Source organism: Sporosarcina sp. ANT_H38 (assembly GCF_008369195.1).
In the GTDB taxonomy this organism is placed as follows: domain Bacteria; phylum Bacillota; class Bacilli; order Bacillales_A; family Planococcaceae; genus Sporosarcina.
Window position 1 is genome coordinate 25,815 of sequence record NZ_VOBC01000005.1, and the last position, 20,936, is coordinate 46,750.

The 20,936-nt window shown below is 39.8% G+C and carries 19 protein-coding genes and 1 riboswitch; of the genes, 16 read left to right on the forward strand and 3 right to left on the reverse strand.

Going from position 1 to position 20,936, the window contains the following annotated elements; translation table 11 throughout:
- Positions 1–4: 4 nt before the first annotated feature.
- The 6 genes from FQ087_RS20160 (at position 5) to FQ087_RS20185 (ending at position 6,232) form a co-directional block, all read left to right on the forward strand.
- A complete protein-coding gene (locus FQ087_RS20160) occupies positions 5–1,135 on the forward strand; it encodes a CamS family sex pheromone protein (RefSeq protein WP_370456100.1) in 1,131 nt (376 codons plus the stop codon).
- Positions 1,136–1,206: 71 nt separating this feature from the next.
- The gene (gatC, locus tag FQ087_RS20165) at positions 1,207–1,494 is read left to right on the forward strand and encodes an Asp-tRNA(Asn)/Glu-tRNA(Gln) amidotransferase subunit GatC (protein WP_149582393.1); all 288 of its coding nucleotides are present in this window, start codon (positions 1,207–1,209) and stop codon (positions 1,492–1,494) included.
- 25 nt (positions 1,495–1,519) lie between these two features.
- Entirely contained in the window at positions 1,520–2,983 is a 1,464-nt protein-coding gene (gene gatA, locus FQ087_RS20170; RefSeq protein ID WP_149582394.1) for an Asp-tRNA(Asn)/Glu-tRNA(Gln) amidotransferase subunit GatA, read from the forward strand.
- A 2-nt stretch (positions 2,984–2,985) separates the two neighbouring features.
- Positions 2,986–4,416: an Asp-tRNA(Asn)/Glu-tRNA(Gln) amidotransferase subunit GatB gene (gene gatB, locus FQ087_RS20175; protein ID WP_149582395.1), complete on the forward strand. Its 1,431-nt coding sequence runs from the start codon at positions 2,986–2,988 to the stop codon at positions 4,414–4,416.
- A 183-nt stretch (positions 4,417–4,599) separates the two neighbouring features.
- Entirely contained in the window at positions 4,600–5,169 is a 570-nt protein-coding gene (locus tag FQ087_RS20180) for a thioredoxin family protein (RefSeq protein ID WP_149582490.1), read from the forward strand.
- Positions 5,170–5,293: 124 nt separating this feature from the next.
- Positions 5,294–6,232: a diacylglycerol kinase gene (locus FQ087_RS20185; protein ID WP_149582396.1), complete on the forward strand. Its 939-nt coding sequence runs from the start codon at positions 5,294–5,296 to the stop codon at positions 6,230–6,232.
- Positions 6,233–6,505: 273 nt separating this feature from the next.
- Here the strand turns inward: FQ087_RS20185 and FQ087_RS20190 are convergent, their stop codons facing one another.
- Positions 6,506–6,934 (reverse strand): NUDIX hydrolase, encoded by a 429-nt coding sequence (locus tag FQ087_RS20190; RefSeq protein WP_149582397.1) that lies wholly within the window; start codon positions 6,932–6,934, stop codon positions 6,506–6,508.
- Between the two features lie 397 nt (positions 6,935–7,331).
- Between FQ087_RS20190 and FQ087_RS20195 the strand changes: the two genes are divergently transcribed.
- From FQ087_RS20195 to cydS, 3 genes are read left to right on the forward strand one after another with little or no spacing between them, the layout of a single operon-like run.
- Positions 7,332–8,678 carry a cytochrome ubiquinol oxidase subunit I gene (locus tag FQ087_RS20195; RefSeq protein ID WP_149582398.1) on the forward strand — a complete coding sequence of 449 codons (1,347 nt, stop codon included), beginning with the start codon at positions 7,332–7,334 and terminating at the stop codon, positions 8,676–8,678.
- The gene (locus FQ087_RS20200; protein ID WP_149582399.1) at positions 8,675–9,700 is read left to right on the forward strand and encodes a cytochrome d ubiquinol oxidase subunit II; all 1,026 of its coding nucleotides are present in this window, start codon (positions 8,675–8,677) and stop codon (positions 9,698–9,700) included. The genes FQ087_RS20195 and FQ087_RS20200 overlap by 4 nt, the downstream gene beginning before the upstream one ends.
- Positions 9,701–9,713: 13 nt before the next feature.
- Positions 9,714–9,833, forward strand: a complete 120-nt coding sequence (gene cydS / locus FQ087_RS23440; RefSeq protein WP_411197849.1) for a cytochrome bd oxidase small subunit CydS family protein — start codon at positions 9,714–9,716, stop codon at positions 9,831–9,833.
- Positions 9,834–9,908: 75 nt separating this feature from the next.
- On the opposite strand, the gene FQ087_RS22620 is transcribed toward cydS, so the two are convergent.
- Positions 9,909–10,064, reverse strand: a complete 156-nt coding sequence (locus tag FQ087_RS22620; RefSeq protein WP_188006835.1) for a hypothetical protein — start codon at positions 10,062–10,064, stop codon at positions 9,909–9,911.
- A gap of 115 nt (positions 10,065–10,179) precedes the next feature.
- On the opposite strand from FQ087_RS22620, the gene rlmD reads away from it, so the two are divergent.
- The 3 genes from rlmD to FQ087_RS20215 all read left to right on the forward strand — a co-directional run bounded on the left by rlmD (position 10,180) and on the right by FQ087_RS20215 (position 14,416).
- The gene (gene rlmD, locus FQ087_RS20205; protein ID WP_149582400.1) at positions 10,180–11,547 is read left to right on the forward strand and encodes a 23S rRNA (uracil(1939)-C(5))-methyltransferase RlmD; all 1,368 of its coding nucleotides are present in this window, start codon (positions 10,180–10,182) and stop codon (positions 11,545–11,547) included.
- 601 nt (positions 11,548–12,148) lie between these two features.
- On the forward strand, positions 12,149–12,673 hold the full coding sequence (locus tag FQ087_RS20210; protein WP_149582401.1) for a hypothetical protein: 525 nt from the start codon (positions 12,149–12,151) through the stop codon (positions 12,671–12,673).
- Between the two features lie 534 nt (positions 12,674–13,207).
- On the forward strand, positions 13,208–14,416 hold the full coding sequence (locus FQ087_RS20215) for an MFS transporter (RefSeq protein ID WP_149582402.1): 1,209 nt from the start codon (positions 13,208–13,210) through the stop codon (positions 14,414–14,416).
- A gap of 628 nt (positions 14,417–15,044) precedes the next feature.
- Here the strand turns inward: FQ087_RS20215 and dapA are convergent.
- Entirely contained in the window at positions 15,045–15,929 is an 885-nt protein-coding gene (gene dapA, locus FQ087_RS20220; protein WP_149582403.1) for a 4-hydroxy-tetrahydrodipicolinate synthase, read from the reverse strand.
- 122 nt (positions 15,930–16,051) lie between these two features.
- Positions 16,052–16,230: riboswitch (Lysine riboswitch) on the reverse strand.
- 534 nt (positions 16,231–16,764) lie between these two features.
- Between dapA and FQ087_RS20225 the strand changes: the two genes are divergently transcribed.
- The 4 genes from FQ087_RS20225 to FQ087_RS20240 all read left to right on the forward strand — a co-directional run bounded on the left by FQ087_RS20225 (position 16,765) and on the right by FQ087_RS20240 (position 20,909).
- Positions 16,765–17,535 carry a sporulation protein gene (locus FQ087_RS20225; RefSeq protein ID WP_149582404.1) on the forward strand — a complete coding sequence of 257 codons (771 nt, stop codon included), beginning with the start codon at positions 16,765–16,767 and terminating at the stop codon, positions 17,533–17,535.
- Between the two features lie 334 nt (positions 17,536–17,869).
- Positions 17,870–18,628 (forward strand): STAS domain-containing protein, encoded by a 759-nt coding sequence (locus FQ087_RS20230; RefSeq protein WP_149582405.1) that lies wholly within the window; start codon positions 17,870–17,872, stop codon positions 18,626–18,628.
- 350 nt (positions 18,629–18,978) lie between these two features.
- Positions 18,979–19,632, forward strand: a complete 654-nt coding sequence (locus tag FQ087_RS20235) for a M48 family metallopeptidase (RefSeq protein WP_149582406.1) — start codon at positions 18,979–18,981, stop codon at positions 19,630–19,632.
- Positions 19,633–20,051: 419 nt separating this feature from the next.
- A complete protein-coding gene (locus FQ087_RS20240; RefSeq protein WP_149582407.1) occupies positions 20,052–20,909 on the forward strand; it encodes a 5'-methylthioadenosine/S-adenosylhomocysteine nucleosidase in 858 nt (285 codons plus the stop codon).
- The last annotated feature ends 27 nt before the right edge of the window (positions 20,910–20,936 follow it).

Below are 20,936 nucleotides of genomic sequence, written 5' to 3' on the forward strand. Positions count from 1 at the left end.
TTATATGATGAAAAAATTAGTTATACTACCTGGATTTGCAGCCATTCTTCTACTTGGAGGGTGTCTTCCTTCATTTGGAACAGAGAAAAAGGAAGTCATTCAGGAGAGCGAAGAAAGCATTGAAGAGACTGTCATGATACCGGATGTCCAATTGAAAGAGGAATATTACAAGACGCTCTTACCTTTCAAGAAAAGTGCGAGCCGTGGTCTTATCGTCAGTAATATAGATACCAAATACGATATGCAGGAAACCGAGGAAGGTCTCTTACGTATTTCTACTCAGCATTTTGATCCGAAAAATCATTTATTCCAAGAAGGGCAATATATTGACAAGGAAACTGCTCGTAGCTGGTTGTCAAGAAGTTCTACAGATGAAGCCGGTTTGAATCCGCCCATTGAGGAAGGCATGAATGAAGATACAGCCTCGGAAGAAGCACCGAACTATCTGGCTCACATCGTCGAGCACAACTTTCACGTTATGACGGATGATAAAAAGGTACGCCTTGCTGGTATTACGATCGGCCTAGCACTCAATTCAACTAGTTATTCGAGAAGTGGAAAAGAGACCGAACTATCGGATAAGGAAATTGAACAGCAAGGTATGAAAATGGCTGAGGAGGTCGTTAGTCGTCTTCGTTCACAGGAAGGGCTATCAGATATCCCAATTGTAGTCGGACTGTTTAAACAGGAAGAACGTAACTCCATCGTTCCAGGTACATACTTCGCAACAGCTGTCGCAGAAAAGGGGCAATCGAAACCGACAGGATGGAAAGTAGTTAATGAGCAGTACGTGGTGTTCCCAGCGACTTCAGAGACTGGGGAATATAGGGATATGAATAATACATTTGATAGGTTTAAACAGGATATCGATGATTATTTCCCGAGTTTTGTCAACGTCATTGGCACCGGGTTTTATAAAGACGGCACCTTAAAATCACTTAACATAGAAGTACCGATCCAATTCTTCGGTACAAGTGAGACGATTGGCTTCACGCAATATATGACGTCACTCGTTAATAAATATTTCTCGAATGTTCATACAGAAGTAAGTATAACGTCCGTCAATGGACCGGAAGCATTAATAGTGAAAGAGGCTGATGACGACGAGCCGTATGTACATGTTTATGGTTATTAAATCATCATAACTTTTCATCATAATGGGAAGATGATATGATTAATCGTACAATTCAAAGAGGAGGAGAAACGATGACACAATTGACGATAGATGAAGTGAAACGTCACGCAGGTCTTGCAAGGCTTGCTATGTCAGACGCTGAGGCGGAAATGTTTGCCGGGCAACTCGAAGATATGATCGGATTTTCCATTAAACTAGAAGAAGTGGACACTGAATTTGTTGCTAGAATGACGCATCCACTGCCGCTTTACAATGTATTGCGTAAGGATATTCCGACAGACGCGCTTGACAGAGAAGAGATGTTGAATACTGTTAAAGAACACGAAGACGGACAAATCAAAGTGCCGACTATCCTTTGATGAATGGATTTAAGGAGGAAGAAAAATGACGTTATTCAAAAAGACGGCAACAGAGCTTCAGTCGCTATTACATAATCGGGAAGTATCTGTCAAAGAACTGACGGAAGAATCACTAAACCGTATTGCAAAAATGGATGGACAGGTACAAGCTTTTCTATCGACGAATGAAGAACAGGCGCTTGCTAAAGCAGAAGAATTGGACAAACTTCCGATGGACGGACGTGGACCACTTTTCGGTTTACCAATTGGTCTGAAAGATAATATCGTCACAAAAGGAATTGTTACGACTGCTGCAAGTAAGATGCTTGAAGGCTTCGTACCAGTTTACGATGCGACAGTGGTTGATAAAATCAACGAAGCAGGACTGATAACAATCGGGAAACTAAACATGGACGAATTCGCCATGGGTTCAACAACAGAGCGATCTGCATTCAAGACAACACATAATCCATGGAATCTCGAATACGTTCCAGGAGGCTCATCAGGCGGTCCTGCTGCGGCAGTTGCAGCCGGCGAAGTGGCATTTGCACTTGGTTCAGATACAGGCGGCTCTGTCCGTCAACCGGCTGCATTTTGTGGCGTTGTCGGCATGAAGCCAACATACGGTCGCGTATCACGTTCTGGTCTTGTTGCGTTCGCATCATCACTAGACCAAATTGGTCCGATTACGCGCAACGTTGAAGACAATGCATTGCTACTAAGTGCAATTGCAGGTTTAGATGCAAAAGATTCATCTACATCTCCGCAGGCAGTACCTGATTTCAGAGCTGCGCTAACTGGTGACATCAAAGGCTTGAAAATCGGTGTTCCAGCAGAGTATATAGGTGAAGGCGTATCCGTAGAAGCGAAAAATGCAGTGATGGAAGCGCTCAAAGTGCTCGAATCACTTGGTGCCGAGTGGGAAGAAGTTTCACTTCCGCATTCGAAGTATGCATCTGAAGTCTACTATGTCATATCATCTTCTGAAGCATCATCGAATCTTGCTCGTTTTGACGGTATTCGTTACGGCTATCGTGCTGAAGGCGTCAAAGATCTTGAAGAACTTTACGCGCGTACACGTTCTGAAGCTTTTGGCGATGAAGTGAAAAAACGTATTTTATTCGGTATGTATTCATTAGGTGCAGCTCAACACGGAGGTTTATATGTGAAATCTCAAAAAGTACGTACACTCATCGCGCAAGACTTCGCGAATCTTTTTGAGAAATACGATGTAATCATCGGACCTTCATCTGCGACAACGGCTTATAAGATTGGTGAAAAACTCGAAGATCCGTTGACGCTGTATGCAAACGATATTTTGACAGTTCCGATTAACCTTGCGGGTGTACCGGCAATTTCAGTGCCTTGTGGATTTTCGAATGGGCTTCCACTGGGTCTTCAAATCATCGGGAAGCATTATGATGAAGCGACACTCTACAAAGTGGCGCATGCTTACGAACAAGCGACTGATTTCCACACACAAACTCCAGTCATATGGGAGGGGAAATAATAATGAACTTTGAAACAGTAGTTGGACTTGAAGTCCACGTTGAACTTAAAACCGAAACGAAAATTATGTCTCCGGCTCATGCACATTTTGGTGCGGAACCTAACATGAACATCCATGTTATCGACTTAGCTTATCCAGGTGTATTACCGGTGATGAACGAACTTGCAGTAGATTTTGGTATGAAAGCTGCAATGGCACTTAACTGTGAAATTGCACCTATCACTAGTTTCGATCGTAAGCATTACTTCTATCCCGATAATCCGAAAGCCTTCCAAATCTCTCAAGATGATCGTCCAATCGGTGCAAACGGTTGGGTCGAAATCGAAGTTGACGGTAAAAAGAAAAAGATCCGTATTGAACGCGTGCACCTTGAGGAAGATGCAGGGAAATTGACACATTCTGATGAAGGTCACTCTCTTGTCGACTTAAACCGCCAAGGGGTACCACTTATTGAAATTGTTACAGAAGCCGATGTCCGTTCTCCAGAAGAAGCGTATGCATTCCTTGAAAAATTGAAAGCAATCATCCAATACACAGGTGTTTCCGATGTCCGCATGGAAGAAGGATCACTCCGTTGTGACGCCAACATTTCTATCCGTCCGTTTGGGCAAGAAGAGTTCGGTACGAAAACGGAATTGAAAAACTTGAACTCATTCAACTTTGTACGCAGAGGAATTGCATATGAAGTAGATCGTCAAGAAGAAGTTTTATTATCCGGCGGTAAAATCGAACAGCAAACACGTCGTTACGATGAAGCAACGGGTAAAACACTTCTAATGCGTGTCAAAGGTCCAGCGAATGATTATCGATTTATCCCTGAACCGGATCTAACAGAAATTCATATCGACGAAGCATGGATGGCGCGTGTTCGTGCTGAAATTCCAGAACTTCCGGATGCTCGTAAGGAACGTTATATCAACGAACTTGATTTACCTGCTTACGATGCGATGGTTTTAACACTGACAAAAGATATGTCCGATTTCTTCGAAGCTACTGTTGCGGCTGGAGCGGATGCGAAGCTTGCATCTAACTGGCTAATGGGTGAAGTTTCGGCTTATCTGAACGCGGAGGCAAAAGAACTTGATGCTACGGCATTAACATCTGAAGGACTTGCGAGTATGATTAAGTTGATTACAGATGGTACGATTTCATCGAAAATCGCTAAAAAAGTGTTCAAGGAATTGATTGAAAACGGCGGAAGCGCAGCAGACATTGTTAAAGAAAAAGGACTTGTCCAAATTTCTGATGAAGGCACGCTTCGCACAATCGTTACTGAAACACTGGATGCAAACGAACAATCAATTGAAGATTATAAAAACGGGAAAGAGCGTGCAGTTGGCTTCCTTGTTGGTCAAATTATGAAAGCGACGAAAGGCCAAGCAAATCCGCCACTCGTCAATAAAATCCTTCTCGAAGAAATTGCGAAACGGTAACTAGAAAAGCGTAAGGCGCTTAGACACCTTTTTAAGTCGAAAACTTATTCTTTTCTATTTTTAAACAAGACGTTCTGTATAAGACTTTTCCAAGTCCCTGTACAGAGCGTCTTTTTCTAGTCTCGTAATTTGATTCGCGAGATGGGACGACGTACAATTGAAGTAAAGGAGTGTGGATAGTTGATGAAAACTGAAAAACAATACTTTGATGAAGCCATTTCACTCGAACAGTATATGAACAAGATGGAAAAACATAAAGAAGAGAGTTTTCGTATTTATGAACAATTCGAAGTGCCTGCAGACGATGAATTCATCGAGCTGTTAAAAGTAAAGAATCCGAATATCCTAGTCATTACAGAAGACTGGTGCGGAGACGCAATGATGAATAACCCGGTACTTCGAAGAATAGCGGAAGCAGCGGAACTTGACGTACGTACGGCATACCGTGATGCAGATCCGGACTTAATAGACAAACATCTGACAAACGGTGGCAGGTCGATTCCTGTATACTTATTGCTGGATGAAAATGGGGAAGTAGAGGCGAAATGGGGCCCGCGAGCAGCTGCAATTCAAGAGTATGTTTTGGAACTGCGCAAAGACTTGCCATCAGCGGATTCACCAGAGTACAAAGAAAAACAGCAGGCATTCATTGAACGGATTACAGCAGAATATTCATCTAAGCCTGAACTTTGGCTGACTGTATACGAGGACATCCGTAAAAATTTTCTACCGGTATTGCAAAAGCAATCTTAAGTGCCAACAATCGTAGATTTATGGAGTAGATACAACGAGCGAAGCGGATGATGTTTCTTAATTAATGGAACGTTTTGTACGCTTATTACAAAAAAAACATATGTACGAATAGAGGGAATTTCGGATGAAGCGAGCACGAATTATTTACAATCCGACGTCGGGACGCGAAGCATTCCGCAAACATCTGGGGGAAGTTCTCGAGAAGCTTGAAAAGGGCGGTTATGAAACTTCTTGTCATGCGACAACTTGTGAGGGAGACGCGACAATAGCAGCTAAACATGCTGTTGAATCTGGTTTTGATCTTGTTATCGCTTCGGGTGGGGATGGCACGTTAAATGAAGTTATCGCGGGCGTCAGTCCTTTTGAAAAACGTCCAAAAATCGGACTTATTCCAACGGGTACGACAAACGACTTTGCACGTGCACTACGCATACCGCGCGATATCAACGAAGCGGTGGATATTATCATCCGCGGCGAAACGATACCTGTCGATGTTGGTTTAATGAACGACCGCCATTTCATTAATATTGCAGGTGGCGGCAGATTGACCGAATTGACATATGATGTCCCGAGTAGACTGAAAACGGTACTAGGTCAGCTTGCGTATTACTTAAAAGGCATAGAGATGTTGCCGTCTATTCATTCTACACACGTTAAGATTGAATACGACGGTGAAGTGTTTGAGGATGAAGCGATGATGTTTCTTGTCGGCTTAACGAATTCCGTGGGTGGCTTTGAAAAGCTAGCTCCTAGTTCAAGTATTAACGATGGAAAATTTACTCTGCTCATTTTAAAAAAATGTAATATCGCAGAATTCATCAGAATTGCGTCGCTTGCTCTTAGAGGAGAGCATCTTGATGACCCACTTGTCATTTCTACTAAAGCAGAAAAGATTACAGTGACATCAACTGAAAAGGTCCTACTGAATCTGGATGGAGAATTCGGTGGCGTATTGCCAGCAAGATTTGAAAATCTTTACAGGCATATTGAGATGTTTGTTCCTATGGATGAATTACGTAAAGAGGATCGAATAGATCTACCAGACTCTTCAATCGAATCGTAAATCGTAGTGAGGATTAAGTATGTAGTAAATTGGACAAAATGAGCTGTAGGGATGCCGAAACTGGACATTCCCGCAGCTCATTTTTTTAAATGTAAGAAATTATGAGTTTTTCACCTTGGAGTAGTGTCTAGGTTTCAGGCGCCACCCCCTCGGATCATGAGTCGTTTTGCTGTGGGGAGGAATTGAACTCCTTGTTGCGACAGGGCGTCGCGATCTTAGTCCACCTTCATATCACTTATGCTTTCGGAGTTGGACGGTGACTTGCGATTTTTCTTATATAAATTCAATTGCCTGGTCTTGATTGGCAGCAAGTTCTGGCAGCTCGTTGATGGGTACCCAGCGATGGCAAAATGTCAAACCGTCGTCTTCGCCGCCTCCGAATACACGGTGCTCCCAGCTGACATGTCCTTCGCCGATAAATACAAGGTGAAAGATATTTCTTTCATATACGACATTCTTATGTTCAGGAAAATAGTTTGTTTTATTCACTTTCCCTTTTAACTCTAAATCACTGCGCTGTATGCCTGTTTCTTCTTCAATTTCTCGATATAATGCATCTAACAATAACTCGTCCTCTTCGATTGTACCACCAGGGACCTGCAAGCCAGCGTCAGGATTATCTTTATGCTCGAACACAAGAATTTCACGTTCGGTATTTTCACCTTTTGTAATATAAGCTAATACTTTTCTTTTCAATTCCATTGTGTTCACCTCACTTTAGTTTATTAACGATACACAATATTCTGGTCATTAGCAAGCACTTACTTTGCTACGTCTATGTTGTCTACAAGAATTCCGTTGAATTCTTTAAGGTACTAGGGAATGCCTCACGCCTTCCCTTTAAAATGCATCTTCGCTCAGTTATATAGGTATTCATTTGTTCGAAATAGATATCGGTAAATAGTTCGGAAAATTGTTTTAAATGTAACTATTAAGTGATATAGAGGGTATACAATAGAATCAGATGTATTTGGAAGGATGTGATATCGGTGTACAAAACACATGAAAAACGACTTATCTGGCTGGCGTTTATTATTGCAGGAATTATGCTGTTATCGATTGGTGGCAAAATCTTCGGAAGCTAAAGGGGGATGAGTAGATGGGAAATGAAGAAGCAGTTTTTTTTTCAAGGGTCTTAACCGAAACGACGTTATCATTCCATATTATTTATGCAACAATCGGCGTCGGTGTACCGCTAATGATTATGATTGCACAATGGGTCGGCATCAAGAAAAACGATGATCACTATATTTTACTTGCACGACGTTGGGCACGAGGTTTTATCATTACAGTTGCCGTTGGTGTCGTAACAGGAACAGCCATCGGTTTACAGCTATCCTTATTATGGCCTAATTTCATGGAACTTGCAGGGAATGTCATTGCACTTCCGTTATTTATGGAGACGTTTGCATTCTTTTTCGAAGCAATTTTCCTCGGTATTTACTTATATACATGGGATCGATTTGAAAACCAGAAGAAACATTTTCTGTTACTCATTCCGGTTGCCGTCGGAGCATCCTTTTCTGCGGTGTTCATCACAATCGTTAACGCATTTATGAATGCACCAAGAGGATTTGATATCGTAAACGGTGAATTTGTTAACGTCAATCCGCTTCTTGCAATGTTCAATCCTGCAATGCCGACGAAAGTGGCGCATGTTGTTGCGACGTCGTATATGACAGCTGCTTTTGTACTTGCAGCGATTGCTGCGTTCCGCCTATTGAAAGGTTCGAATCATGAGTACCACAAAAAAGCCCTTTATCTTACTATGAAAGTCGGTCTTGTATTTGCAATTGCTTCAGCAATTATCGGTGACTTCTCAGGGAAATATTTAGCGGAGTATCAGCCAGAGAAATTGGCTGCAGCTGAATGGCATCTTGAAACGAGTGAAAATGCACCGCTGATAATGTACGGCATTCTTAAAGATGGAGAAGTTAAATATGCCATCAAAATACCGTATGCATTATCATTCCTTGCACACGGCAGTTTTACACAAGAAGTGGCTGGTCTGGATCAATTCCCTGAGGATGAAGTTCCGCCCCTTTACATCCATTACTTATTCGACATAATGGTGTCAATCGGAATTTGGATGACCCTTCTTTCGGGTGTATTTTGGTTAGGTGTTCAGCGAGGCTGGAAAATGGTTTCTACGAAATGGTTCCGCTGGCTGATCGTACTCGGCGGTCCACTAACAATAGTAGCGATAGAGGCAGGCTGGTGGCTTGCAGAAGTCGGTAGACAGCCATGGATTTTGCGAGGTATCATGCGGACGCAGGATGCTGCTACGACGAGCGGACATGTTGACTCGATGCTTATCTTATTCTGCCTGCTTTATCTTATTCTAGGAGTAGGTAGTGTAGTTGTATTGCGAAGAATGTTCCGCAACAATCCAGTTGAACGTGAAATTGAAGATCGTGATTCGGAGAAAGGCGGCGACGTGCTATGACACTCGAAATACTTGGCATATCCGTTCTATGGACTTTCCTGTTGGGCTATATATTGATCGGTGCTATTGATTTTGGGGCAGGCTTTTTCAATGCCTACAGCACGCTCACTGGTCGTCAGCATATTTTGACGAACATTATCCAGCGCTATTTATCTCCCGTCTGGGAAGTGACCAACGTTTTCCTGGTGTTTTTCTTTGTAGGGATCATTGGTTTTTTTCCGAAAACAGCGTTTTATTATGGAACGACGTTATTAATCCCCGTTAGCTTCGGGATTATCTTACTGGCTATCCGGGGTTCTTATTATGCATTTGAAACGTATGGCGCACGTGGACACAAAGGGTATTCGTTTATGTATGGTCTTGCTGGAATACTTATTCCAGCATCACTGTCCATCGTGTTAACCATTTCTGAAGGCGGATTTATCGATATGGTGAACGGCAATCCCGTCCTCGATTATTGGAAGCTGTTCACCAGTCCGTTGACATGGGCGATCGTTGTGTTAAGCATCGCCGCAACGCTTTATATATCGGCGGTATTCCTAACCTGGTATGCGCATAAAGCGCGCGATGAGGGAGCTACGAATATGATTCGTAAATATGCGCTGATTTGGGCATTGCCGACGATTATCACGGCAGGGGGCATTATATTCGAACTGAGAAATCACAATCCGGAACATTACAGTAACATCCAGAATTTCTGGCCAATGTTTCTCCTATCGTTCCTTATGTTTATCGGAACGGTTTGGTTAATCTGGCAGCGCCGGAATTATGGACTCGCATTCCTATTGCTAGTGGGGCAGTTCACATTTGCCTTCTTCGGCTACGGTGCGTCCCATTATCCATACTTGTTGTACCCGTATTTGACGATTTACGACAGCTTCACAAATCCGGCTATGGCCATCTCGCTCATTGTGGTATTCATCCTGGGACTTGGGCTGCTAATTCCGTCATTGTACTTGCTCATGCGTCTATTCCTATTCGATAAAGATTACGTCCGCGGAAAAGGCGACTACCACGCATAAGGAGGAACGGAACATGAATCATTTTCTAATGTTTTACGCACCCTTCATCGTCCTCATCGGGGGACTCATCGTAGCGTTCGTTGTTGGACCGATGGACGGAGCAGTAAAGAAACAAATTGAAAAAGAAAAGTAAAAGAGGGCAGACGTCGTTGTGTGGCGTCTGTTTTTTGTTGCCCTGTCAATTATGTTTGCTGAACGATTGTAAAAGTTAAGCGAACCTATCATATACGTTTGCCGACCGAGCAAATAAGTTAAGCGACCGATCATATACGTTTGCCGACCGAGCAAATAAGTTAAGCGACCGATCATATACGTTTGCCGACCGAGCATATAAGAGAAGCGACCAATCATATAAGTTGGTCAACTACCCATATCCCATCGTAAAGTACACGTATTGTCTTATAGATGCCCTCTCGACATCTGTTTTTTCACCCTTAGCATGGTAAACTAGAGACATCTGAAATTTGGAGGAAAATATAATGTCATATAGTGTAAATAGAAACGACCGCCTCAACGTCTACGTAGAAGATTTGACGCATGATGGCTCGGGCGTAGCAAAAGTAGATGGCTATCCGCTATTCATCCCAGGTGCGCTGCCAGGTGAAGAGGTTGATATACAAGTAGGTAAAACATTGAAAAATTACGGCTTTGCTAGGATGTTAAACATAACAAAAGCATCCCCTGACCGTGTAAAACCACCTTGCAATGTGTTCTCAGAATGCGGTGGATGCCAGATGCAGCACTTGTCTTACGAAGGCCAACTGGTTCAAAAACGTAAAACGGTCCGCGATGTTATGGACCGTATCGCGAAATTGCCGGATGTGCCGGTGCACCCCGTGAAAGGGATGGACGATCCTTGGCGCTACCGCAATAAATCACAAATACCTTTCAGCGAGCGAGACGGTAAAGTCATTTCCGGCTTTTACAAATCACGTACACATCACATTGTTGACACTGACATCTGTCTCATCCAAAGTCACGAGGCAGACGATCTGATGGCAATGTTGAAATATGAACTGCATGCAATCGGCGTTGATGCCTATGACGAGAAAACTCACTTAGGCTTGTTACGGCACTTAATTGTCCGCACTGGACGAACCTCAGGTGAAGTGATGGTTATTTTAGTAACGCGCAAAAAGAAATTTACGCAGAAAGTTGCAGCCATAGAACTTATTAAACGCGTTATTCCGAATGTAACATCCATTATGCAAAACTTTAATACCGAGAGAACGAATGTGATTTTCGGAGAAGAAACTGTTTTGCTATACGGAAAACCAGTTATTGTCGATTCAATTGGCGATATCGATTTTGAAATTTCTGCACGCTCTTTCTATCAAGTGAATCCTGAACAGACAGAGGTGCTTTATGGACAGGCACTCGAATATGCACAGTTGACAGGAAACGAATCCGTCATCGATGCGTATTGTGGTATCGGTACAATCTCGCTGTTCATCGCACAAAAAGCGAAAGAAGTGTACGGTGTTGAAATTGTTCCTGAAGCAATCGAAGATGCCAAACGCAACGCGGAATTGAATGGCATCAAAAACGCTCACTTTGAAGCAGGTCCTGCGGAAGTCGTCATTCCAAAATGGTATGCAGACGGCAAACGATTCGATGTTTTAGTCGTCGATCCACCGCGTAAAGGCTGCGATGAAGAACTGTTGAAAACGATTTTGGAATACAAGCCGAAGCGTGTTGTTTATGTATCATGTAATCCTGGTACGCTTGCGCGTGATTTACGCATACTTGAAGATGGTGGCTATCGTACCCAAGAGGTGCAACCGGTGGATATGTTCCCGCATAGTAGTCACGTCGAGTGTGTTGCGTGGTTGGAGCTAAGTTTGTAAGGGGATAATTAAAATATTTAGTCAAATGAACTTATAACACGTACACCGACTTACTAATAAAATTTCAGTTAAATGCCCCCCTGCTCTAGACCTCTAGAACAGGGGGGCATTAACGTTGGTAAAATAGGAAACATCGCAACTCGGGAACCAATTAAGGTTTTGCCTCTTGTGTGAAAACTTTCAGAGGGCTAGATAAAAGACAAAATAGTAAGTAGTGTTTTTAAACGGGTAACTTAGACGAGATTTTTTTATAAAAACATAATGTAGAGATTAGTATTGTCCTTAACCCAAACACCATAGAGAAAAGTTCTATGTTAACAAGCGAAAGAAAGTATCATAATACTGCAATGAAAAAGTTTCCTACTAGGGTTAATAACGGGGAAAAACCAATCCATTATGGGTATTCTTTTAAGTTTAAACAAGAAAGCGAATTAGACTACTTTTTAAAAGACTTGAATCGTAGTTAATTCAAAAGTTTTAAAGTGAAAAACGGATTTGGCTATAAAATTACTTTGAATATATATTGAATTTATACGAAATTCCAAAGAAAAAGACGTTAAATAACTTAATTGGGAACTATGTTTTAGGGAGGACTGAAAAAATGATTTCTAAAGCGGAAATAATAAAACTACCTTATTCGGGACAATACAAGGAGAAGATTTATGACATTTCGAGTCCTTGGAATTCCTCTAATTGGACGTGGGTAAAATTTTTAAATGAAGATTTAACCGAGTGGTGTGGCGAGTTCAGAGGTTCACCACGAGCAGTTGTAGTATCGGAAAAGCATAATGATGTTTTAGTCCTTACTTCTGATTATTTATATCAACTTGATTGTCTTAGTGAAGAATTAACTGATTATGAATCGCATGATCAATATCGAGATTTAGCTGTAACGCCACTCGGAGATATCATACTAGCTGATTATTATCATATTGAAGTTAAAGGATCAACATTAGAGGATAAGAAATTATTAGAAAGTCCAATAGAAATGGATATGATTAAGTTTCATGGTTGGTCTAACAACAAGTTGTTAATAACTTGTGATGAATTTTTAAATTATGACAATCATGTTGAATTAGAACTTGATGGGGTGACACTTGAAATAAATATAAAAGAAATCATGTAACATTTTACTATCAACCACAGGGGGATAGTGTAGAAGGTTCTGTTTATGGTTGGTTTAGGCATAAGAAGTAAAGAACCAATAATGTAGTTTAACAAATCCTAATACAAAAATAGGATATCTAAATACATAAGATACAAAATAACAAACACTGGCGCTCCTTCGTATATTTAATTCTCTTTACAATGCGAGTCTGTCGAATTTGTTTAGATTGATTAGACATTATTTCCCTATAATTTACTTGTAGAAAAGTATTACGCAGTTTGATATAATAAATAAAAAAATAATAATCCTTTAATATGGCCCAGAGAGGCTAAAAAGGTCTACTTGATAATTTAAGGTTTTTAAACCTATATTTATTCATGCCCTTTTGCCCTCTTTGGCGAAAGGGTATTTATTTTGCATTTATATAGTACCTCTTTTAAATGAAGTCCCGTGAGGCTTAAAAGGAGAATGGAAGATTTTTTTATTGAAACATCCATTCCTTCGGAGATAAAAGAGATTTATGTCATCTAGAAAATACAGGAGGAATGTAGAATGGATTATCGCAAAAAAACCGTGGTTGCGTCGGTAACAGGTTTAACATTAGAAGGTATGGACATCATGTTCATCTCATTTGCTATGACAATGATTATTGCAGAATTTCACGTTGATTTAGCAACTGGAGGAATGATTTCTTCCATTACCAATATTGGTATGTTAGTAGGTGGAATTGTTTTCGGGATTTTAGCAGATAAATATGGGCGGGTAAAAGTTTTTACCTATACCGTAATATTGTTTGCAATAGGCACCGCTTTAACTGGAATAGCTACGAGTATAGAACAAGTTTTTGTTTTTAGATTCATTGCAGGAATAGGTGCTGGAGGAGAATATGGGATTGGTATGGCGCTTGTTGCAGAGGCCTGGCCGAAAAATAAACAAGGGAGAGCATCGTCATATGTCAGTGTAGGTGCTCAATATGGTGTTATTTTAGCAGCATTACTAAGTGCAATTATTCTGCCTACTTTAGGCTGGAGAGCATTGTTTTTTGTTGGTGTGGTCCCTGTTATTTTTGCCTTTATTGTACGGAAGAATCTAGATGAATCTCCAGAGTGGCTAGCTGCTCAAAAGAATAAAAAAACAGTTAACAAAGCTGAAAAGGGTAAGTTGGTTCAATTGTTTGAAACGCCTCGAATCACATTTACTACACTATCTTTAATCGTAATGGCAACTGTTCAAATTGCCGGATATAACGGGTTAATGATTTGGTTGCCGTCTATGTTGCAACAATCACAAGGTTTATCTGTTTCAAGCTCTGCTCTTTGGACAATTAGTACAGCAGTTGGCATGATAATCGGTATGTTAACATTTGGACGATTCCTGGATCGATTTGGAGCAAAATATGCCTTTGGAGTATTCCTTATTGCTTCTGCATTTGCTGTGTTTTTATACGCCTACGCAACTGGAAGTATGGGTCTATTAATAGGTGGTGCAATTGTCGGATTCTTCTCAAATGGAATGTTTGCCGGGTATGGGGCGTTAATTGGTAGTCTTTATCCCGTTCAGATTCGAAGTACGGCAACTAACACGATATTTAACTGCGGTAGAGCGATAGGAGGATTCTCACCAATCCTAGTTGGTTATATTCTACAAAGTTATGATATGAAAGTCGCGATGCTCTACTTAGCAGGCTTATATTGTATATCCTTTATTGTTATGATGACGCTGAAAAAAAGTGATCTAGGGAATGTGAGTGAAACTATATAAGTGACAAATGCCAGGTTCTTAGTGGTTTATCAATTATAAAAAGTAACGAGAAAATAATTTGATCAAAAAGTAGTTGCTACGTGTACAGTTACTTTTTGGATCTCTTTGGATCAAATGATTTCTATATAATTAGCGAGATATCTTGATGTGTAGGGATGCGACAAAGTCGCATCCCTACACATTTTTTTTCGGTAGTCGTATGGTGATTGTTAATCCGTCGCGCTCCAAAGGTATAGGTACATGAAGTGCTAAATCTTTTCCGGATGAAAAAATAGAAGGGCTTATTATCAAGATAAAAGCCGCCAAAGATGCAATTTTGGCGGCTGATTTTTTCTCTATGGTTTTTACTTATTTATTTTAAAGAAGTGTCACTTTCTATGGGACATCAGATGGATAATCTTTGCCGAAAGTAAGAAAGGACCACATTGTACAAAGTACTAGAGTGCCCGAAATTGTATCTTCGGGCACTTACAATTCCTATAGAATGTCATCTATTCTTTTCTTTCACAGCAACAGCATTTTTCACTTAAACAGTGTAGGAACGCTACAGGCAACTATTCGCAATGGTATCACTAAGGAGGAATGAACTGCAATTCCTCCTTAAACCTGTCATGACTACAGACGTGTTTTAGGAAGTTACTTTTTCTTGGATATTTAATACTTGCTGCAGTGTTCTTAGTTGTTCATCGTTCAAAGGAATCATAGGTAAGCGAACACCACCGACAGGGATTCCATTTAAATTCAAAGCTGCTTTTACAGGTGATGGATTTGGAGCAGCAAAAAGTGCTTTCATCATTGGCAGTAGTCTACGGTGTTCCCTGGCTGCCTCTTGGATATTACCACTTTTGAAATGCCCAATCATCGTTTGCATTTCATTGCCTAAAACATGGGATGCAACAGAAATGACACCTATTCCACCAATCGATAGTATTGGAATCGTTAAACCATCATCACCGCTATACAACGAAAAACCTTCAGGTGTATGATTTATAATTTCGACCATCGCATCTAAATTACCGCTTGCCTCTTTAATAGCAACGATATTTGGTGTTTTTGAAAGGCGAATAACTGTTTCGGCAGCTATGTTGACAACACTGCGTCCGGGAATGTTATACAGAATAATCGGCAATGATGTAACTTCTGCAATTGTCTTAAAGTGTTGATATAATCCTTCTTGGGATGGGTTGTTATAGTATGGGGAAACGAGCATAATGCCGTCGACACCTACATCTTCTGCCAGTTTCGTTAGTTCAATTGATTCTCTTGTGTTGTTTGAGCCTGTACCCGCGATTACCGGAATTCTACCATTCACAACTTCCACTGTAAACTTGAACAAATTGATCTTTTCTTGTTCTGTTAACGTCGGAGACTCTCCTGTTGTACCAGATACCACTAAGCCATCTGTTCCATTAGCGATTAAATAATTAATTAGATTTTTTGTAGCTTGAAAATCAATTTCACCATGTTCATCAAAAGGAGTCACCATAGCAGTTAAAATTTGTCCGAAATTCATTGTTTCTCCACATCCTATAATTTATTTTAAAAAAATAGAGGGAGAAGGGCGGTTAGTGAATGAACGCAAAAAAGCAACAACGAGGGCTCGTTGTTGCAGTAGAAATAATAAATTATTTCTTTGCATAAGATAGCCCTCCATATAGTTTCCTATATGACAATTCTGTGTTTATTCAACAACAGAACCAGCTTCAAGAAAATGAGATTCTCTCCACTTCGGCAAATTCCCCTTTTCACAATTGTCATAGGATCTCATTATCCTCCGATTGTGTACTGATGGTCTTTGCGCCTCTATCCTTACTTCAAAAATCTTGAAATAAGTGAATTTCTAATTACTAAAACTTTACCTGTATTCCAATGCAATTGCAAGAGAAAGATGCCGGATTCTAAAATAATTCTGAATTTAATGAGGACTCACCACTGTCATATCTCAGATACAGCATGTGACACCAGTTAGTTAGTTCACTATTATTGCATAATAATGGAGTGAGGGTCAGTCGAAGTAGTGAATGTCAGAAATTGCGGATAACGCGAATAGCGAGGGAGCTAGTAAAGCAACGGATGCACTATATTACTGGAGAAACATCATTTTATATGTTGATTCTTTTTTAACACATAAGTTCTTGCTATGTATTTTTGTTAACAAAGGTCTTGGTTGTATCATGCAGATATGAATCCAATTTCGAAAGTTGTGGAATGAAGATAGCTTTAATTGGAAAATGAACTTCAACTTCATTCAGCTAGTTATATTGGTTCATCAAATTTCAAAAACGAAACTTTTTATCTGTGAGGTTCGTATAATGATCGATAGTAAATTAATGAGGGAGGGTCTACAAATGTCGTTTTTCAATAAAGTACTCGGAAGTTTTGGTATAGGTGGAGCCAAAGTAGATACGAAGCTGGAAAGGTCGGAGTATACTGCTGGTGAAAATATGAATGGTCAAGTTGAAGTATACGGGGGTAAAGTGGATCAGCAAGTTGACTCGATTTATTTAACTGTGTATACGACCTACATTCGTGAGTCAGACGATAAAAAATATACAGATGTCGCTTCATTGATAAGACATAAGATCAATGAGCCATTTACAATTGGAGCTGGCGAAACGAAATCGATCCCATTTTCTATGGTGCTACCAGTTGAAACTCCTATAACTTTCGGAAATACAAGGGTGTGGGTTGGTACGGGATTGGATATAAAAAATGCAGTGGACGCGGAGGATAAGGACTACATAGATGTCCGTCCGACTAAAATTGCAGCTCGCATCTTAGGAGAAATGGAACAACTAGGATTTAAGTTGAGAAAAGCAGAGTGTGAGCAGGCATCTAGAAAAATGCGCAGTCGACACCCGTTTGTTCAGGAGTTTGAGTTTATTCCAACAAGTGGTGTTTTCCGAGGACGTTTAGATGAATTGGACGTAGTGTTCCTTTCGCAATCAGAACAGTCTGCAGACCTACTGTTGGAAGTAGACCGAAAAGCAAGAGGATTTGGAGGGTTTCTAGCAGAGGCGCTTGAAATGGATGAAAGCCAAATCAGACTATCCGTTACAACACAAGATTTGCCGAATCTAGCTGAGAAGTTAAAACAAGTTATTTCTAATTATATTTAAGTGAAAAAAGCTCCTGGTTCTAATGCGATTTTGAATTGTTATAGAACTAGGAGCCTTCCATTCTTCTATATGATACATATTAAGTGTGTGGCTTGGTTAGAGCATAACAATTGCAACTCGAAAAAAGGTGCACAAAAAGTGCGGGGAAGCGTTAAAATTGCGTTTGAGGGCAAGACTCTACAGTAACGGATAATTGTGAAATGTGGACGGGTTTGGGGTTTGATGTAGGGAACTTATTTACAGTTGCTGAAACTCTTTTATGTTTCTTTTTGAAGGACCGTTCGGTTAAATATGCTATAATGAAGACACTTCATAATCGGAATAAGGTGGTTTAATGAATTATATTGGACATGTTCCAGATGATGTTTCTCTTCTTGCAGCATTGGACAGTATCGGAGAAAATATTATTATTGCGGACAAAAACTATAACATATCTTGGATGAACTCCAGTGCCACTAAACTATTGACTGATGTAGCTCCGTTATTTGGCTTTTCAGATATAAAAGAGATAATTGGGATTAATATGGACAGGTTCCATAGGGTCCCTCAACACCAACAAAACATAATGGGGAAACTCACAAAAAACCATCGAGCTCGTATTAATATTCTCGACCGTTTGATTACAGATATTGTGATTACAGCCATCAAGAATAATTCTGATGAAACTATGGGCTATGTTGTGATGCTCATGGATGTCACAACTAAATCTGAAGAAGAAACACGCAAAGATACACTCATAAACTCATTATCTGTTCCTATCTTAAATATCTGGAAAAAAACAATCGCGGTACCTCTAATCGGTGAATTTGATACAGACAGAGCCAATAGATTAATTACAGCTGTTGTTGCTGAGTGTGCATTACACCAAATCGAATTTGCCTTAATTGATTTAAGTGGAATTTCAAACTATGACAGTGTAGTTGGCCAATACATTCAGAATTTAAATGATACATTGAAAATTATCGGTACTGAATGTATCATCGTAGGGATCAGTCCCAAATTAGCAATGACAATGGTGTCACTTGAGCTGAGCATTCCTACTTTTAGCAGTGCATACGCAGGGCTTCATTATATTATAAATAATCAAAAATAAACAAAGCCGCTAATACGTCTCGGTTTTTTTATCTTTAAAGAGGGCTAAGGGCTAGTTCCTTAACCCTTCTTTTTTATCATCTTTACCCTAAAAGGTTCATAAATGTCGCAACTAAGCAGTGAACTATTCAAATGGACAAATTAAAAGCCACAACACAATGGTAATTTAGGTGAATGCATGGCTTGATTAGAATTGTAGCTAATTAGTAAACCTGTTTTACACTGTCCATATGAGTTTGTTAAATTTAAAGTCGCAAATAATGGTAACGAAACAGAGGTAAGTTAATAAAGAAGTAATGATTTCATTAAAAAATAAGGGTTTGAAATAAATGCATAAAGATGAGGGTAGTTATGAAAGTTGAAATTGACAATAAAATTATAGAATTTAATATTCAGTATGGAAATGGGAAGAAGCTATCCATTCATATAGATTCGTTTGGTTTCATAACTGTTAAAGCTCCCAAAGACACAAGCAAAGAAACTATTGTCAGTGCCATAGAGAGTAAAGCGACAAGGATACTAGAGAAAATCCATGAAATTGAACTAGCTCGAGAAACCTCTAAGGCAAGAGAGTATCACGCAGAAGGGAAGTTCTTGTACCTAGGGAAAGAGTGCTTTCTTCATGAATTAATAAATAGTAGTGAGTTAAATGAAGAAGTACTTAAAAGAAAACTTAAAAAGTTCTATATGACTAGCTGTAAGACAATTATAGGAGAACGGATAAAAATTTATCAAAAACAACTGAAAGTAAAGCCTAAAATCATTGAAATAGTAGAGTCTAAAGCCAAGTGGGGTAGTTGTAGTTCAGATAAAAAGCTAACTTTTAATTATCGTCTAGCTATGGCTCCGATTGAAGTCATCGATTATGTGATAATCCATGAACTTTGTCATTTACTTCACATGAATCATGATCGATCATTTTGGAGGCGTGTTGGCAGTATTATGCCGGATTATAAAGAGAAGGAAGAGTATTTAGCAAGGCATGGACATTCAATGTCACTTTAAAAAACAGTTGCATTTTGAGGGAAATGTAACTGTTTTTTTGTGTGCGCGAAAATTTATGCTCTCTTGCTTGTTGAAAAAGATTTAGTGGTTCTCCGAATCAGGGATAGAACTTCAATGAGTTAGTTCAACTAGATGAGCAGCAATGTACAGTATGAAAACATATCCGAATAATGACAGGTAGTGTTAGTAGAGTAATAAAATTTTGGTGCCTGCGCATGATTGTTAAAACTTTCATGGATGCACTTCGCGTAGGTATCCTATTTTTTTTAGCTTTTTTCATTAAAATGAAACTGAAAATTTTAACATTAAGATAGACTGTTGCGCTGAACTATATATCATTGTAATATGCAATAATACGAAAGATTAGATTGGAATTTTTGATTAATGTTCGTGTTTAAAACGAGGAGGAATAGTAATTCATGAAAAAAATAGCGAAATCTAAGATATTTGGTGTACTACTATTTAGCGCATTATTTATCGTCGGATGTTCAACTGCAGAGAAAAAACCGAGGGAATCTCGAAATAGACAAAAGAATACAGACCAGCCAATTGCCATTCAAGGTGCAATGGACGTTGAAGTTGCCGCTCTTCTAGATGAAATGAAGGACTACAAAGTAGAGAAACATGGCAACTACACATTTTATGTCGGGAAAATTGGCGATATCCCCGTAGTTGTTTCAAAAACTGAAATCGGAATGGTTCACGCTGCCGCATCTACTACTTTACTTATCGAAAAATATCACCCAAAAACAATTATTAACCAAGGAACTGCTGGGGGGCATGATCCTCATCTCCATGTGTTTGATACCGTTATAGGCACAGAAGTTATAAATATTGGGAATTTGCGAACAGAGTATTTGGGAGAGGATCAAGGGATGAAACCAGATACGTGGATTTTTATGCCAACCAGAATGATGGAAAATGGGGAAGAGAAACAGTACGAGTCATTTCAAAGTGATCCTGAGCTTGTAAAAATAGCTTTAAGTGTAGCTGATAAATATAAATATGGAAAAGTGGTTGAAGGAAAAGTCGGCAGTGCAGACTTTTGGAACAGAGAAATTGATAGAATTCACTGGTTCCACGAAAAGGCTGGAACTAGTGTAGAAGAGATGGAAGCTGCCTCTGTAGCTCAGGTGGCAAAAGGTTATAATATCCCATATCTAGCTGTTAGAACCGTTTCAAACTCCGAAGTTTCAGGAGATAATATAGAGGATTTAGAAACAGCAGGACAATATGGTGCAGAATTCGCCGTTGAAATTGTGAAAGCAATAGGGTAATAAAAAACAACCATGATAACTTTAGCT

Bases quoted from the DNA above. Each gene is read 5' to 3' on its own strand.
- FQ087_RS20200 (WP_149582399.1), top strand. From the start codon at position 8,675: ATGACACTCGAAATACTTGGCATATCCGTTCTATGGACTTTCCTGTTG.
- gatA (WP_149582394.1), top strand. From the start codon at position 1,520: ATGACGTTATTCAAAAAGACGGCAACAGAGCTTCAGTCGCTATTACAT.
- rlmD (WP_149582400.1), top strand. From the start codon at position 10,180: ATGTCATATAGTGTAAATAGAAACGACCGCCTCAACGTCTACGTAGAA.
- FQ087_RS20235 (WP_149582406.1), top strand. From the start codon at position 18,979: ATGAAAGTTGAAATTGACAATAAAATTATAGAATTTAATATTCAGTAT.
- FQ087_RS20180 (WP_149582490.1), top strand. From the start codon at position 4,600: ATGAAAACTGAAAAACAATACTTTGATGAAGCCATTTCACTCGAACAG.
- FQ087_RS20185 (WP_149582396.1), top strand. From the start codon at position 5,294: ATGAAGCGAGCACGAATTATTTACAATCCGACGTCGGGACGCGAAGCA.
- FQ087_RS20225 (WP_149582404.1), top strand. From the start codon at position 16,765: ATGTCGTTTTTCAATAAAGTACTCGGAAGTTTTGGTATAGGTGGAGCC.
- FQ087_RS20230 (WP_149582405.1), top strand. From the start codon at position 17,870: ATGAATTATATTGGACATGTTCCAGATGATGTTTCTCTTCTTGCAGCA.
- FQ087_RS20240 (WP_149582407.1), top strand. From the start codon at position 20,052: ATGAAAAAAATAGCGAAATCTAAGATATTTGGTGTACTACTATTTAGC.
- FQ087_RS20215 (WP_149582402.1), top strand. From the start codon at position 13,208: ATGGATTATCGCAAAAAAACCGTGGTTGCGTCGGTAACAGGTTTAACA.
- FQ087_RS20160 (WP_370456100.1), top strand. From the start codon at position 5: ATGATGAAAAAATTAGTTATACTACCTGGATTTGCAGCCATTCTTCTA.
- dapA (WP_149582403.1), bottom strand. From the start codon at position 15,929: ATGAATTTCGGACAAATTTTAACTGCTATGGTGACTCCTTTTGATGAA.
- FQ087_RS20210 (WP_149582401.1), top strand. From the start codon at position 12,149: ATGATTTCTAAAGCGGAAATAATAAAACTACCTTATTCGGGACAATAC.
- FQ087_RS20195 (WP_149582398.1), top strand. From the start codon at position 7,332: ATGGGAAATGAAGAAGCAGTTTTTTTTTCAAGGGTCTTAACCGAAACG.
- cydS (WP_411197849.1), top strand. From the start codon at position 9,714: ATGAATCATTTTCTAATGTTTTACGCACCCTTCATCGTCCTCATCGGG.
- FQ087_RS20190 (WP_149582397.1), bottom strand. From the start codon at position 6,934: ATGGAATTGAAAAGAAAAGTATTAGCTTATATTACAAAAGGTGAAAAT.
- gatC (WP_149582393.1), top strand. From the start codon at position 1,207: ATGACACAATTGACGATAGATGAAGTGAAACGTCACGCAGGTCTTGCA.
- gatB (WP_149582395.1), top strand. From the start codon at position 2,986: ATGAACTTTGAAACAGTAGTTGGACTTGAAGTCCACGTTGAACTTAAA.